Here is a 14,384-nt window from a genome sequence, read left to right as displayed (position 1 = left end):
GGCCGGGGCCCTGGTCTGTGGCGGACAGACGTCAGCAGACGTCAGCAGAGATCAGTGGTGGCCGTGGCCGCTGGTGATCTCCTTGTACTCCTCGGAGGTCGGCTTCGGGATGAAGGCGTCCTCGCCGTAGTACGACTTGGACAGCCTGGCCCGCAGCTTCTGCGACGCCGTGGTCTTGCGGCGGACGCCGTTCTCGTCGACCTCGGGACCCAGCTCGTAGGCCTTCGGCTGCTCGTGCTGGGTGAGCACGTGCAGCTGCTCCTGCGTGAGCGGCTCGTGCACCTCGATGAACTCACCGTGCGGCAGGCGCTTGATGATGCCGGTCTCGCGACCGTGCAGCACCTTCTCCTTGTCGCGGCGCTGGAGGCCGAGGCAGATCCGCTTGGTGGCGATGAACGCGAGGACCGGGCCCGCGAAGAAGCCGATCCGCACGAACCAGGTGATCGAGTTGATCGACAGCTGGAAGTGGGTGGCCCACAGGTCGTTGCCGCCACCGATCAGCATCACGAAGTACGCGGTCAGCCAGGCGACACCGAAGGCCGTACGGGTCGGGGCGTTGCGCGGGCGGTCCAGGATGTGGTGCTCGCGCTTGTCGCCGGTGATCCAGCCCTCGATGAAGGGGTAGAAGCCGATCGCGAAGAGGACCAGCGGGAAGAGCACGATCGGGATGAACACGCCCAGGACGAGCGTGTGGCCCCAAGCGGTGATCTCCCAGCCCGGCATGACACGGACCAGACCCTCGGCGAAGCCCATGTACCAGTCGGGCTGGGCGCCGGTGGAGACCTGGTCGGGCCGGTAGGGGCCGATGGTCCAGATCGGGTTGATCGTGGCGATCGCGGAGATGACCGCGATGACGCCGAAGACCAGGAAGAAGAAGCCGCCCGCCTTGGCCATGTAGACCGGCAGCAGGGGCATGCCGACGACGTTCTTGTTGGTCTTTCCGGCCCCGGGGTACTGCGTGTGCTTGTGGTAGAAGACCAGGATCAGGTGCGCCACCAGCAGGCCGAGCATGATGCCCGGCAGCAGCAGGACGTGGACCGGGTAGAGCCTCGGGATGAGGTCCATGCCCGGGAACTCGCCGCCGAACACGAACATCGAGATGTAGGTGCCGACGACCGGGATCGACAGGAACACGCCCTCGATGAACCGCAGACCGGTGCCGGAGAGCAGGTCGTCGGGGAGCGAGTAGCCGGTGAAGCCGGTCAGCATGCCGAGGAAGAACAGCAGGAAGCCGAACAGCCAGTTGACCTCACGCGGCTTGCGGAAGGCACCGGTGAAGAAGACGCGCATCATGTGCACGAACATCGCGCAGAGGAAGACCAGCGCGGCCCAGTGGTGGATCTGCCGGATCAGCAGACCGCCGCGCACCTCGAAGCTGATGTCGAGCGTCGAGGCGAAGGCCTCGGACATCCGGACGCCCTGCATCGGGACGTACGGGCCGTGGTACACGACCTCTTCCATGCTGGGGTGGAAGAACAGCGTCAGGTACACACCCGTGAGGATGATGATGATGAAGCTGTAGAGCGCGACCTCGCCCAGCATGAAGGACCAGTGGTCCGGGAAGATCTTGCGCATGTTGGCGCGGGCGAGGCTGTAGATGCCCAGCCGGCCGTCGGCCCAGTCGGCGACGCGCTCGCCCGCGGGCGCTTTGCCGCGCCGCGGCGTGCCCGTGTCTGTTGCAGTACTCATCCGCGCTCCCAGTAAGCAGGACCGACGGGCTCCGAGAAGTCGCCCATGGCTTCGAGGTACCCCTGGTCATTGGCCCTGATCCGCAGCTGGGGCAGTGCGTGACCGGCCGGACCGAAGATCACTCGGCCACCGTCGGAGAGGTCGAACGTCGACTGGTGGCAGGGGCACAGGACGTGGTGGGTCTGCTGCTCGTACAGGTTGATCGGGCAGCCGACGTGGGTGCAGATCTTCGAGAAGGCGACGATGCCCTCGTGCGACCAGTCCAGCTCGCGCTTGTCCTTGATGTTCTCCGGCTGGAGCCGGACCAGCATCAGGGCGGCCTTGGCGATCTCGGTCTGGAAGTCGTGGTCCTCCTCGGTCATGCCCTCGGGCATGGCGAAGGTCAGGGAACCGACCGAGATGTCCTCGGGCCGCAGCGGCTGCATGGTGTTGTAGTTCATGAGCCGCTTGCCCTTGCCCCAGCTGGTGTGCCGGAGCTTGGTGCCGGGCAGCGGGCCGAGGTCGCGCAGCAGCACGATGCCGGAGAGCGGCACCAGGGCGAGCGCGCCGAAGAGGGTGTTGCGGGCGAGCTTGCGGCGGCCGAAGCCGGACTCCTTGGCGCCCGCGCGGAAGTCGTCGAGGACCTTGGCCTTGACCTCGGGACTGGCCTCGATGGCGTGCCGGTCGTCGGCGATCTCCACGTCGGACATCAGGGTGCGGGCCCAGTGGACGGCACCGGCGCCGATGGCGAACAGCGCGATGCCGAGGGTGACACCCAGCGCGAAGTTCAGCGCGCTGATGTGACCGATCGGGAAGACGTAGATGTACTTGTCGACCGGCAGCGCCACGTAGGAGGCGATGAACGCGACCGTCGCCAGCATCGAGATCGTGAAGAGCAGGGCGACGGTGCGCTCGGACCGCTGGGCGGCCCGCTCGTCGATGTCCTGCTGACGGTGCTCGTGCGGGGGCAGTCCCGGGTCGGCGAACGGGTCTTCCGCGACGACGGTCGCCCCGCCCTGCGCCCGCTCCTCGGGCAGCTTCTCTTCTGCTTCTGAAATCTCGTGGCTACTCATGACTTCTTGGCCTTTGCGGTCCGGGCGGCGACCCAGATGGTGAGGACGATCAGCGCGCCCATGCCGAAGACCCAGGCGAAGAGGCCCTCGCTGACCGGGCCGAGCCCGCCTAGCTCAAGGCCACCGGGGGTCTTGGACTTGTCGCTGTTGACCGTGTCGAGGTACGCGATGATGTCCTGCTTGGTCTTCTCCGGCATCGTGGTGTCGGGGAAGGAGGGCATGTTCTGCGGGCCGGTCTGCATGGCCTCGTACAGATGCTTCTTGCTCACGCCCTCGAGGGACGGCGCGTACTTGCCGTTGGTGAGGGCACCGCCCTTGCCGGCGAAGTTGTGGCACTGCGCGCAGTTCGTACGGAAGAGCTCTCCGCCCTTCGCGACATCCGCGTCGTCGGTGCTGTACTGGCTCTTCGAGGGCGTCACCGGCCCGGCGCCCAGCGAGGAGATGTAGGCGGCCAGCTGCTCGGTCTCGGCGTCCGAGTAGATCTTCTTCTTCTTCGGCACCTGGGCGCCCGGCTGCTGGGCGGGCATCCGGCCGGTACCGACCTGGAAGTCGACGGCGGCGGAGCCGACTCCGACGAGGCTCGGGCCGTCGGTGGTCCCCTGACCGCCCGTACCGTGGCAGCTGGCGCAGCCGACGGCATAGAGCTTCTTGCCCTCCTCGATGGCGAGGGACTGGGCGGAGCTGTCATCGGCCTTCGCCTCGCTCGGCGAGAACGCGGCGTACAGCCCCCCAGTGACCGCCAGCGCGAAGAGTAGGACGACGAGCGCAGCCAGCGGATGGCGCCGTCGTGCGGAGAGCTTTTTCACGGATTACCCCGGTGTCAGGATCTTCTGCGTCGATGCTTGAGGACGTGCTTCCGGTCGCGGTGACCGGCTTACTTGATCATGTAGATCGTGGCGAAGAGGCCGATCCAGACGACATCGACGAAGTGCCAGTAATAGGACACGACGATGGCCGCCGTCGCCTGCTGGTGGGTGAACCTCTTGGCCGCGTACGTCCTCCCCAGGACCAGCAGGAAGGCGATGAGGCCGCCCGTCACATGCAGTCCGTGGAAACCGGTGGTCAGGTAGAACACCGAGCCGTACGGGTCGGAGGAGAGCGAGAGCCCGTCCTTCTTGACCAGTTCGGTGTACTCGAAGATCTGACCGCCGATGAAGATCGCGCCCATGATGAAGGTGATCACGAACCAGGAGCGCAGCTTCCTCACGTCGCCACGCTCGGCAGCAAAGACACCGAGCTGGCAGGTGAGGGAGGAGAGCACGAGGATCGTGGTGTTCGTCGCCGAGAACGGGAAGTTCAGCGCGGACGCCATTTCCTTCCAGTGCTCGGCTCCGGTCACCGATCGCAGGGTGAAGTACATCGCGAAGAGGGCCGCGAAGAACATCAGCTCGGAACTCAACCAGATGATGGTTCCGACGCTGGTGAGGTTCGGTCGGTTGACCGACGGGTGCGCGTGCCCGGTATCTGTTGCTGTTGCTGTCGCCACGACCGACATTATGTCGGTCGCTTATCCGGCCCTCACTCCCGGGGGTGCCGTTCGGAGTGTCCGGGGCGGCATCAGGGGCATCGATGCTGCTCGTCGCGGCTACTGAGGGCCGTCCCTCGAAGGAGGGAGAGATCGGTTCGCCCCCTCCTCCGGAAGGCTGTACGGGAGTAACATCCGCCGCAGAAGCCCGGTAGTCCCCTTGGCTGATGCGGAGGAAACGATGCGGCCGACCGCCACGGTGCTGGTCTACAGCGACGACGCGAACACCCGCGAACAGGTGCGGCTCGCGACCGGTCGCCGGCTCGCCGCCGATCTGCCTCCGGTGGAGTTCGTGGAGTGCGCGACCCTCCCCGCCGTCCTGGCGGCGCTGGAGGACGGCGGGGTCGACGTGTGCGTCCTGGACGGGGAGACGGCCCCTGCGGGCGGGATGGGCGTCTGCCGGCAGATCAAGGACGAGGTCTTCCAGTGCCCGCCGGTGCTGCTGCTCATCGGCCGCCCGCAGGACGCCTGGCTGGCCACCTGGAGCCGCGCGGAGGCCGCGGTGACGCATCCGGTGGACCCGGTGGCCCTGTCGGACGCGCTGGCCGGGCTGCTCCGCAAGCGGCTCGCGGTGGGCGCCTGACCGCACTCCGCGCGGTCTCACCCGGTCACGCCATGGGGCGGAGCCGGGCCGAGTCGGCCGGGGTGCTGCCGTCCCGCTGACCGGCGGCGAGGGCGCTGCCCTGGCGCCAGTCGGCCCAGGCCATGTTCCAGTCGCCGTAGCCGTTGCCGAACGCGGCCATGTCGTCGCCGTTGCTGTTGACGACCTTGACGACGTCGCCGAGGTGCACGGTGTTGAAGAACCACTGGGCGTTCGCGGTGGACATGCCGGTGCAGCCGTGGCTGACGTTGGCGTATCCCTGCGAGCCGGTCGACCAGGGCGCGGCGTGGACGTATTCACCACTTTCGGTGACCCGGGCCGCCCAGTAGACCATCAGATCGTAGGAACCGGAGCCCAGGCCGATACTGGCGCCCGTCATCCGTACGGCCGACTCCTTGGCCAGGATGACCTTGGTGCCGTTACGGGTGTCGAACCCGGGCATACCGGTCGTGATCGGGATGGTCCGGATCACCTGCCCGTTGCGCTTCACCGTCATCTGGTGGGTCCCGGAGTCGGTGAGGGCCTCGATGCGGTCGCCGGTGGTGATCCGCAGCGGCTTGGCCTCGCCGCCGTAGAGGCCGCCGCCGATCCTGATGCCCTTGAGGTTGGAGCGCACGTTGACGGTGGCGTGAGCGGGCCAGTACTCGGCCGGGCGGTAGTGCAGCGTCTTGTTGTTCACCCAGTGCCAGACGCCGTCCACCGCGGGCTGTGAGTCGACCTTCAGGCCCCGCTCGACCACGGACCGGGCCGACGGGTCCTTCACCGGGCGGCTCAGCTTGGCGGTGATCGGCTGGCCGACCCCGTACTCCCCCGCCTTGGGCCCGAAGCTGACCTTCAGCTGGCGGTGCTTGGAGCTGGTGGCGAAGCTGATCGTACGGCGGCCCGGCGCGCCGCCCGAGTCCTCCGTGGACACCCGCAGCGTGTAGTGGGCGCCGGCGGCCAGCGGCACGGTGGAGCGCCACCGGCCGCCGTCCGGCGTCAGCTCGCCCCGTACGTACCTGCCTGCCGCGTCGGTGGCGGTGACGTCCGTGATCCGGCCGTCGTCGCCCTTGGCGGTCACTTGGAGCGGCCGGTCCGGATCGGCGTCGCGGGCGCCGCTCTCACCGTTGAAGGAGATCTGGTCGGCGGCGTCGTACGGCTTGGCGGACAGCGGGTCCGAGGAGGGGCCCCCGCATCCGCTGAGACCCGCTATCAGCGACGCCACCAGCAGGGCACTGGAGAGCACCGCCCGGGTTCGAGGAGATCGAGGTGTGTGGCTCATGCACTCACGCTATGAAGGCCCGCGGCGGACGGCGCGCCGAGCGAGGCAGCAGGGTGACGGCACACGGCCAAGGGGCCCGGCACCTGTTCGGTGCCGGGCCCCCCTTGATCAGAAACCTGATCAGAAACAGCTACTGGTTCTGGTTCTCGCCGCGGTAGTACTCGAAGACCCAGCCGAAGAGGCCGACCATGATCATCGGAGCGGAGAAGAACAGCAGCCACCAGCCGAAGACCACGCCCATGAAGGCCAGGGCGCCGCCGACGGCCAGGGAGAGCGGCTGCCAGCTGTGCGGGGAGAAGAAGCCCAGCTCACCAGCGTCGTCCGCGACGTCGGCGTCCTCGTTGTCCTGCGCTCCGGCGTCCACCCGGCGCGCGGTGAACGCCAGGTAGAAGCCGATCATGATGCTCAGGCCGAAGGCGAGGAACAGCGCCGTGGTACCGGCGGGCTCCTTCGACCACACGCCGTAGACGATCGCCATCAGCAGGATGAAGACGGCGAGCCAGATGAACATCCGGCCTTGGACCTTCACTTGTCGGCCTCCTTACCACCCGCGAGGGCCTTGTCTGCGTCGGCCGCGCCCTGGTGCTCGAGCTGGTCGAGCGCCGCGATCTCAGGGTGGTGCAGGTCGAACGCCGGGGATTCGGAACGGATCCGCGGCAGGGTGAGGAAGTTGTGCCGGGGCGGCGGGCAGGAGGTCGCCCATTCGAGCGAGCGGCCGTAGCCCCACGGGTCGTCGACCTCGACCTTCTTGCCGTACTTGGCGGTCTTCCACACGTTGTAGAGGAACGGCAGTATCGACAGACCGAGCAGGAACGAGCTGATCGTGGAGATCGTGTTCAGCGCGGTGAAGCCGTCGGCCGCCAGGTAGTCGGCGTACCGGCGCGGCATGCCCTCGGCGCCCAGCCAGTGCTGCACCAAGAAGGTGCCGTGGAAGCCGATGAACAGCGTCCAGAAGGTGATCTTGCCGAGCTTCTCGTCCAACATCTTGCCGGTCATCTTCGGCCACCAGAAGTGGAAGCCGGAGAACATCGCGAAGACCACGGTGCCGAAGACCACGTAGTGGAAGTGGGCCACCACGAAGTACGAGTCGGAGACGTGGAAGTCCATCGGCGGCGACGCCAGGATGACGCCGGTGAGACCACCGAAGGTGAAGGTGATGAGGAAGCCGACCGCCCAGAGCATCGGGGTCTCGAAGCTCAGCGAGCCCTTCCACATCGTGCCGATCCAGTTGAAGAACTTGATACCGGTCGGAACCGCGATCAAGAACGTCATGAAGGAGAAGAACGGTAGGAGCACCCCGCCGGTGACGTACATGTGGTGCGCCCACACGGTCACCGACAGACCGGCGATGGAGATCGTCGCGGCGACCAGGGTGAAGTAACCGAACATCGGCTTGCGCGAGAAGACCGGGATGACCTCGGAAATGATTCCGAAGAACGGCAGCGCGATGATGTACACCTCTGGGTGTCCGAAGAACCAGAAGAGGTGTTGCCACAACAACGCCCCGCCATTGGCCGCGTCGAAGACATGCGCACCGAATTTACGGTCCGCCTCCAGGGCGAACAGCGCGGCGGCCAGCACCGGGAAGGCCAGCAGGACCAGCACCGCGGTCAGCAGCACGTTCCAGGTGAAGATCGGCATGCGGAACATGGTCATGCCGGGAGCGCGCATGCAGATGATCGTGGTGATGAAGTTGACCGCACCGAGGATCGTGCCGAAGCCGGAGAAGGCCAGACCCATGATCCACATGTCGGCGCCGACGCCCGGCGAGCGGACCGCGTCCGACAGCGGCGAGTACGCGAACCAGCCGAAGTCGGCCGCGCCCTGCGGGGTCAGGAAGCCGCCCACCGCGATGAGCGAGCCGAAGAGGTACAGCCAGTACGCGAACATGTTCAGCCGCGGGAACGCCACATCGGGCGCGCCGATCTGGAGCGGCATGATCCAGTTCGTGAAGCCCGCGAACAGCGGGGTGGCGAACATCAGCAGCATGATCGTGCCATGCATGGTGAACGCCTGGTTGAACTGCTCGTTCGACATGATCTGCGTGCCGGGACGAGCCAGCTCGGCGCGCATGAAGAGCGCCATCACGCCGCCGATGCAGAAGAACGCGAACGACGTGACCAGGTAGAGCGTGCCGATCGTCTTGTGGTCCGTGGTGGTCAGCCACTTGACGACGACATTGCCGGGCTGCTTGCGGCGCACCGGCAACTCATCCTCGTACGAGGCGGTTGCGTCGGCACCCTGGGGTTCGTTGAGGATGCTCACTGTGTCTTGGTCTCCGCGTTCTTGGCGGGGTCCGTCTGCGCAATGCCCGCCGGGATGTATCCCGTCTGACCCTTCTTCGCCAGGTCCTTCAGGTGCTGCTGGTAGCGCTCCGGGGAAACGACCTTGACGTTGAAGAGCATCCGGGAGTGGTCGACGCCGCACAGCTCGGCACACTTGCCCATGAAGGTGCCTTCACGGTTCGGGGTGACCTCGAACCGGTTGGCATGGCCCGGGACGACGTCCATCTTCATCAGGAAGGGGACCACCCAGAACGAGTGGATGACGTCACGGGAGGTCAGGATGAACTCAACCGATTCACCCTTGGGCAGCCACAGGGTCGGACCCGGGTTGCCGTTCTGCGGATTCCGCTCGCCGGGGGTGCCGGTCTCGTAGACGCCCTCGGCGCCCTTCGGGACGGTGTCGAGCATCTTGTCGGGGATGGACGACACCTCCTTCGGGAAGGCCTTGGGGCTGGCCGGATTCCCGTCCACGTCCTCCATGTAGTTGAAGCCCCAGCTCCACTGGTAGCCAACGACGTTGACCACGTGGTTGGGCTTCTTGGAGGTCTTGAGGAGGGCGTTCTCATCGCGCGCGGTGAAGTAGAACAGCACCGCGACGATGACGATCGGGACCACGGTGAACAGTGCCTCGAGGGGCATGTTGTACCGGACCTGTACCGGGACCTCGATGCGGGTCCTGGTCCGGCGGTGGAGGACCACCGACCACAGGATCAGGCCCCACACCAGCACGCCCACGGCGAGCGCTGCCGCCCACGAGCCCTGCCACAGGGAGAGGATCCGCGGCGCCTCCTCCGTGACCGGGGTGGGCATTCCGAGCCGGGGGAAGTCCTTGGATGTGCAACCGGTGGCGGTCGCCAGGACCGCGCCGGCGGACAGCGCCTGCAGCAGCTTCCGCCGCACCGGGCGCCGCGACGAGCGGTCGGAGCCGTTGGGACTCACGTAGCGCCTTCCCGAGAGTCTCGCCCGCGCGGTCGGCCGCGGCCGTCATCTGGTCGGTCGCCGGCCCGGTGCGGGCAGGGGTTTGGATGTTTATGCGGACCAAACCCTACTGGACGCCATTTGGCGCTGCGCGGGGAGGGTGCCCAACGCGCCGGACCCCTCCCCGAAGGGGTGGCGTCACCCCCGGAACACCGCGGAATCCAGGCGGAATGACCTGCTCCGCCAGCGTTTTCCGGGCCCGGGGACGGGGCGGGGTGTGGCCGGAGGGTGACAGGGGTACAGGTGGGGCGGGCAGCGCCCCGTTCGTGTGATGCGCGCGCGTCGGTACGCCGTACGCCCGTGCGTGGCATGTTCTATACGTGTCCTATTTCGACGCGGCCTCGTCCGCACCGCTGCATCCCGTCGCCCGGCAGGCGCTGCTCGCCGCCCTCGACGAGGGGTGGGCCGACCCGGCCCGGCTCTACCGCGAGGGGCGGCGCGCCCGGCTGCTGCTGGACGCCGCGCGGGAGACCGCCGCCGAGGCCGTCGGATGCCGCCCCGACGAGCTGGCCTTCACCCCCTCGGGGACCCGCGCCCTGCACGACGGCATCGCCGGAGCGCTCGCCGGACGGCGGCGGGCCGGGCGGCGGCTGATCGTCTCCGCCGTGGAGCACTCCGCGGTGTTCCAGGCCGCGGCGGCGCACGAGGCGTCCGGCGGCGCGGTCACCGAGGTCCCGGTGGACCGTACGGGCCGGGTCGCGCCGGACACGTACACGACGGCCCTGCGCGAGGCCCCCGACGGCGTCGCGCTGGCCTGCCTCCAGTCCGCCAACCACGAGGTCGGCACGGTGCAGCCGGTGGCGGCGGCCGCGGAGGCCTGCGCGGCGGACGGCGTGCCGCTGCTGGTGGACGCGGCCCAGTCGCTGGGCTGGGGCCCGGTGGAGGGCACGTGGTCGCTGCTCACGGCGAGCGCCCACAAGTGGGGCGGCCCGGCCGGGGTGGGGCTCCTCGCGGTGCGCAAGGGCACCCGGTTCCGTCCGGCCACGGCGGACGAGCGGGAGTCGGGCCGCGCCCCGGGCTTCGAGAACCTCCCGGCCATCGTCGCGGCCGCCGCCTCGCTGCGCGCCGTACGGGCCGAGGCCGCCGGGGAGGCGGCGCGGCTGCGGGAGCTGGTGGACCGCGTCCGGGCCCGGGTGCCGGTGCTGGTGCCGGACGTGGAGGTGGTCGGCGATCCGGAGCGGCGGCTGCCGCATCTGGTCACCTTCTCGTGTCTCTATGTCGACGGGGAGGCGCTGCTGCACGAGCTGGACCGGGCGGAGTTCTCGGTCTCCTCCGGCTCGTCGTGCACGTCGAGCACGCTGGTCCCCAGCCATGTGCTGCGGGCCATGGGGGTGCTGTCCGAGGGCAACATCCGGGTCTCGCTCCCGCGCGGGACCCCGGGGGCGGACGTGGACCGGTTCCTGGAGGTGCTGCCGGGCGTGGTGGCCGGGGTGCGCGAGCGGCTGGGCGCCCCGGCGTCCCCGGCCGGGGCCTCCTCCGCCGGGGAGACCGCTTCCGAGGCTCCCGGCCTGGTGGTCGACTCGCTGGGCAAGCGGTGCCCGATTCCGGTGATCGAGCTGGCCAAGGTCATCGGCGACGTACCGGTGGGCGGGGTGGTGACCGTGCTGTCCGACGACGACGCGGCGCGGCTGGACATCCCGGCGTGGTGCGAGATGCGGGGGCAGGGTTACGAGGGCGAGCGCCCGGCCGAGCGCGGCACGGCGTACCGGGTGCGCCGCCGGACGTAAGGGATGACGCGGGGCGGGGGGGGGGGGGGCGGCCCCCCCCCCCCCCCCCGGGGGGGAGCCCGCGAGCCCCGTGGGGGGGGCGCGCCGGCGGCGGCCGGGGGGGCGGGGGCGGGGGGGGTGGGTTACGCGGGCGCGCGCCCGGCCGAGCGGGGCAGGGCGTCCGGGGTGCGCCGCGGGAGGTTTGGGTTGCGGGGGGGGGGGGCCGGGGGACGCGTCCCCCGGCCCCGCCCTGTGCGTACTGCCGTCAGACCAGGTGGTCGCCGATCTCGGCGGCCGCCTCGGGGCCGTAGGCCTTGGCGAAACGTTCCATGAAGTGGCCCCGGCGCAGCTCGTACTCCTGCGTGCCGACCGTCTCGATGACGAGCGTCGCGAGCATGCAGCCCACCTGGGCGGCGCGCTCCAGCGGGAGCTTCCAGGACAGACCGGAGAGGAAGCCCGCGCGGAAGGCGTCGCCGACGCCCGTGGGGTCGGCCTTCCGCTCCTCCTCGGCACAGCCGACGACGATCGGCTCCTCGCCCTCGCGCTCGATCCGGACGCCCTGGGCGCCCAGCGTGATGACGCGGGTGCCGACCTTGGCGAGGATCTGCTCGGAGGTCCAGCCGGTCTTGGTCTCGATCAGCGCGGCCTCGTACTCATTGGTGAAGAGGTATTCCGCACCGCCCACCAGCACCCGGATGTCCTCGCCGTCCATGCGGGCGAGCTGCTGCGAGGGGTCGGCGGCGAACGGGATGCCGCGCGAGCGGCACTCCTCGGTGTGGCGGACCATCGCCTCCGGGTCATCCGCGCCGATGAGCACCAGGTCCAGCCCGCCGACCCGCTCGGCGATCGGCTGCAGCTCGATCTGGCGGGCCTCGCTCATCGCGCCGGGGTAGAAGGAGGCGATCTGGTTCTGGTCGTCGTCCGTGGTGCAGACGAAGCGCGCGGTGTGCAGCACCTCGGAGATCCGGACGGACTGGGTGTCCACACCGTGCCGGTCCAGCCAGGCGCGGTATTCGGCGAAGTCCTCGCCGGCCGCGCCGACCAGGACCGGGTGCTGCCCGAGCACCCCCATGCCGAAGCAGATGTTCGGGGCGACCCCGCCCCGGCGGACTTCGAGCTTGTCGACCAGGAAGGAGAGGGAGACCGTGTGCAGCTGGTCGGCGACCAGCTGATCGGCAATGCGTCCGGGGAAGGTCATCAGATGGTCGGTGGCGATGGAGCCGGTGACGGCGATACGCACGAGAGCTGCTCCTGTTTCGGGGCGGCGGCGAAATCGGACGCTTCACGCTATCGGCTTCCCCGGCCGCTTACGAACGGCAGGAAGTACCCGTTAGTAGGGCATACGGTGCAGAGATGACGGGGCTCGTGCCCGTGCGGGCCCCCTGGACCGGGAGTTCGTATGCCGCAGCACGTCACCCCCGACCTGCCCGCCGCCGGAGTGATCGAACCCGACGCCCTGGCCGAACTTCGCGGCTACGGCGCCCGGATGGCGCCGCACTGGGCGGTTCCGGTGGTCACCGTAGCGCCTCCCGCCGCGCCCGTGTCTCCGTCGCGCATCCGAGGGATCACGGTTTCGGCCGCGTCGGCGGATCTGGTCGACGGCATGTCCGACTACGGCGACTGAGCGCGGCCGCCGTGAACGGCCGCCACTGAGCGGCCGAAAAACGGCGGAAGGAACCAGCCGCCGCTTCACCCCGTCACAACGGCAACCCCCTCGCGAGGGCAACCCGGACAGAGCGTGAGCGGAGCCGAAGGAGTGAAACGGTGAGCACCGAGGAGACCGACACCCCGCAGACCCCCGACGACGACCATCCGCGGCCGCGTCGGCGTTCCCGGCTGGCCGTCGTATCGGTGGCGGCCGCGGTGCTGGTCGCCGGTGGCGGCAGCGCCTACTGGGCCTCGACCGCGGCGAACGGCGGCGGCTCCCAGGGCCCGGGCTCGGGTGGCACCCCCCAGCCCCTCGCACTGGACGCGTACGCCGCCCCGGCGGGGCACGAGGGGATCGCGGTCGGCGAGCCCGATCCGAGCGGCGGCGACCGCTATGTGGTCAAGGGGAAGCTTCCCGACGGGCCCGACGAGGCGCCCGTCTACCGAACCGGCGCCAAGGTCACCAAGGCCGATGTGGCGCGGCTGGCGAAGGCCCTGGACGTCTCCGGCAGCCCCCGCGCCGAGCACGGCTCCTGGAAGGTCGGGGGCACGGAGGACGGCCGGGGCCCGGTGCTGCGGGTCAGCGAGAAGGGCCCGGGCAGCTGGTCGTTCTCCCGCTTCGGGACGCCGGGCGGCGACACGTGCGTGCGTCCGCCGAGCGCGGGGCCGAAGGCCGACAGCACCTCCTGCCCGACCTACCGGGACGGCGAGAAGAAGAGCGGCACCGACAAGAGCGGCAAGAGCGGTGACGACAAGGCCGTGTCCGAGGAGAAGGCCAAGCGCACGGCCGGGCCGGTGCTGAAGGCGCTCGGGCTGTCCGGCGCGAAGCTCGACGCGGGCGGCCGCTACGGCGCCGTACGCATGGTGAACGCGGACCCGGTGCTGGACGAGCTGCCCACCCACGGCTGGACGACCAGCCTCCAGATCGGCGCGGACGGCGGGCTGGTCGGCGGGAGCGGCATGCTGGCGGAGCCGACGGAGGCCGACAGCTATCCGCTGATCAGCGCGGGGCAGGCGCTGAAGAAGCTCAACGCCACGGCGCCGAAGAGCGGTGCGAAGGGGGCGGGGAAGGTGACCGTGAAGTCGGTGACCTTCGGGCTGGCCTCGCACTCCGTGGCCGGACAGCGCGCGCTGGTGCCGTCGTGGATCTTCAAGACGGAGCCGACCGGGGCCAACGGAGTCGCGGTGACCCTCCCCTACCCGGCGGTGAAGCCGGAGTTCATCAAGAAGAACGCGGACCAGCCGAAGGACACCGGCGGCGAGGCCCCGGGCCAGGGCCAGAAGCGCGGTGAGCCGGGTACCCCGGGCCGCGGTTCCAAGGCCGACGACATCACCTCGTACAGCGCGGACGGGAAGACCCTGACGCTGCGCTTCTGGGGCGGGGTGTGCGACACCTACTCGGTCTCCGCCGAGGAGACGTCGAAGACGGTGACGGTCGAGGTCGAGAGCAAGCCGAAGCGTCCGGGCCAGGCCTGCATCCTCATGGCCAAGGAGATGACCAAGAAGGTCACGCTCGACAAGCCGCTGGACGGCCGTGAGGTCGTCGACAAGTCGACGGGCGACAAGATCCCGGCGCAGAAGAAGTAGCCCCGGCACATACCGAAGGCGGCGGGTCCGGATGGTCCCGCCGCCACCGTATG

Annotated in this window: 13 protein-coding genes; 4 read left to right on the top strand and 9 right to left on the bottom strand. The window is 69.3% G+C overall.

Features of this window, described 5'->3' with window-relative positions; translation table 11 throughout:
• Window positions 1-51: 51 nt before the first annotated feature.
• The 4 genes from ACFV9T_RS39945 to ACFV9T_RS39930 all read right to left on the bottom strand — a co-directional run bounded on the left by ACFV9T_RS39945 (window position 52) and on the right by ACFV9T_RS39930 (window position 4,236).
• Window positions 52-1,689: a cytochrome bc complex cytochrome b subunit gene (locus tag ACFV9T_RS39945; RefSeq protein WP_385448018.1), complete on the bottom strand. Its 1,638-nt coding sequence runs from the start codon at window positions 1,687-1,689 to the stop codon at window positions 52-54.
• Window positions 1,686-2,741 carry a Rieske 2Fe-2S domain-containing protein gene (locus ACFV9T_RS39940; RefSeq protein ID WP_385448016.1) on the bottom strand — a complete coding sequence of 352 codons (1,056 nt, stop codon included), beginning with the start codon at window positions 2,739-2,741 and terminating at the stop codon, window positions 1,686-1,688. Before ACFV9T_RS39940 ends, ACFV9T_RS39945 begins: the two co-directional genes overlap by 4 nt.
• Window positions 2,738-3,547, bottom strand: coding sequence for a c-type cytochrome (locus ACFV9T_RS39935; RefSeq protein ID WP_385448013.1), 810 nt, complete (start codon window positions 3,545-3,547; stop codon window positions 2,738-2,740). The genes ACFV9T_RS39940 and ACFV9T_RS39935 overlap by 4 nt, the downstream gene beginning before the upstream one ends.
• Window positions 3,548-3,615: 68 nt before the next feature.
• The gene (locus ACFV9T_RS39930; RefSeq protein WP_385448010.1) at window positions 3,616-4,236 is read right to left on the bottom strand and encodes a heme-copper oxidase subunit III; all 621 of its coding nucleotides are present in this window, start codon (window positions 4,234-4,236) and stop codon (window positions 3,616-3,618) included.
• Between the two features lie 211 nt (window positions 4,237-4,447).
• Between ACFV9T_RS39930 and ACFV9T_RS39925 the strand changes: the two genes are divergently transcribed.
• On the top strand, window positions 4,448-4,849 hold the full coding sequence (locus ACFV9T_RS39925; protein WP_385448008.1) for a hypothetical protein: 402 nt from the start codon (window positions 4,448-4,450) through the stop codon (window positions 4,847-4,849).
• Between the two features lie 25 nt (window positions 4,850-4,874).
• Here ACFV9T_RS39925 and ACFV9T_RS39920 read toward each other — a convergent pair whose 3' ends face one another.
• The 4 genes from ACFV9T_RS39920 to coxB form a co-directional block, all read right to left on the bottom strand.
• Window positions 4,875-6,128, bottom strand: a complete 1,254-nt coding sequence (locus ACFV9T_RS39920) for an Ig-like domain-containing protein (RefSeq protein ID WP_385448005.1) — start codon at window positions 6,126-6,128, stop codon at window positions 4,875-4,877.
• 130 nt (window positions 6,129-6,258) lie between these two features.
• Window positions 6,259-6,657, bottom strand: coding sequence for a cytochrome c oxidase subunit 4 (locus ACFV9T_RS39915; RefSeq protein WP_385448003.1), 399 nt, complete (start codon window positions 6,655-6,657; stop codon window positions 6,259-6,261).
• Window positions 6,654-8,393, bottom strand: coding sequence for a cytochrome c oxidase subunit I (gene ctaD / locus ACFV9T_RS39910; protein ID WP_385448001.1), 1,740 nt, complete (start codon window positions 8,391-8,393; stop codon window positions 6,654-6,656). Before ctaD ends, ACFV9T_RS39915 begins: the two co-directional genes overlap by 4 nt.
• The gene (coxB, locus tag ACFV9T_RS39905; RefSeq protein WP_385447999.1) at window positions 8,390-9,352 is read right to left on the bottom strand and encodes a cytochrome c oxidase subunit II; all 963 of its coding nucleotides are present in this window, start codon (window positions 9,350-9,352) and stop codon (window positions 8,390-8,392) included. The genes ctaD and coxB overlap by 4 nt, the downstream gene beginning before the upstream one ends.
• A 359-nt stretch (window positions 9,353-9,711) precedes the next feature.
• Between coxB and ACFV9T_RS39900 the strand changes: the two genes are divergently transcribed.
• Window positions 9,712-11,118: a cysteine desulfurase/sulfurtransferase TusA family protein gene (locus ACFV9T_RS39900; RefSeq protein ID WP_385447998.1), complete on the top strand. Its 1,407-nt coding sequence runs from the start codon at window positions 9,712-9,714 to the stop codon at window positions 11,116-11,118.
• A gap of 244 nt (window positions 11,119-11,362) precedes the next feature.
• Here ACFV9T_RS39900 and ACFV9T_RS39895 read toward each other — a convergent pair whose 3' ends face one another.
• The gene (locus tag ACFV9T_RS39895; RefSeq protein WP_385447995.1) at window positions 11,363-12,337 is read right to left on the bottom strand and encodes a carbohydrate kinase family protein; all 975 of its coding nucleotides are present in this window, start codon (window positions 12,335-12,337) and stop codon (window positions 11,363-11,365) included.
• A gap of 159 nt (window positions 12,338-12,496) precedes the next feature.
• On the opposite strand from ACFV9T_RS39895, the gene ACFV9T_RS39890 reads away from it, so the two are divergent.
• Entirely contained in the window at window positions 12,497-12,721 is a 225-nt protein-coding gene (locus tag ACFV9T_RS39890) for a hypothetical protein (protein ID WP_385447992.1), read from the top strand.
• A 140-nt stretch (window positions 12,722-12,861) separates the two neighbouring features.
• Window positions 12,862-14,331 (top strand): hypothetical protein, encoded by a 1,470-nt coding sequence (locus tag ACFV9T_RS39885; RefSeq protein ID WP_385447989.1) that lies wholly within the window; start codon window positions 12,862-12,864, stop codon window positions 14,329-14,331.
• Window positions 14,332-14,384: the final 53 nt, after the last annotated feature.

It is taken from the genome of Streptomyces sp. NPDC059850, assembly GCF_042731515.1.
Classification (GTDB): Bacteria; Actinomycetota; Actinomycetes; order Streptomycetales; family Streptomycetaceae; genus Streptomyces.
Note: the sequence above shows the minus strand (reverse complement) of the source record. Positions and strands in the feature narration are given on the sequence as shown.

Coding starts and splice junctions, on each gene's coding strand:
- ACFV9T_RS39930 (WP_385448010.1), bottom strand. CDS start 4,236: ATGTCGGTCGTGGCGACAGCAACAGCAACAGATACCGGGCACGCGCAC.
- ACFV9T_RS39890 (WP_385447992.1), top strand. CDS start 12,497: ATGCCGCAGCACGTCACCCCCGACCTGCCCGCCGCCGGAGTGATCGAA.
- ACFV9T_RS39945 (WP_385448018.1), bottom strand. CDS start 1,689: ATGAGTACTGCAACAGACACGGGCACGCCGCGGCGCGGCAAAGCGCCC.
- ACFV9T_RS39925 (WP_385448008.1), top strand. CDS start 4,448: ATGCGGCCGACCGCCACGGTGCTGGTCTACAGCGACGACGCGAACACC.
- ACFV9T_RS39920 (WP_385448005.1), bottom strand. CDS start 6,128: ATGAGCCACACACCTCGATCTCCTCGAACCCGGGCGGTGCTCTCCAGT.
- ACFV9T_RS39940 (WP_385448016.1), bottom strand. CDS start 2,741: ATGAGTAGCCACGAGATTTCAGAAGCAGAAGAGAAGCTGCCCGAGGAG.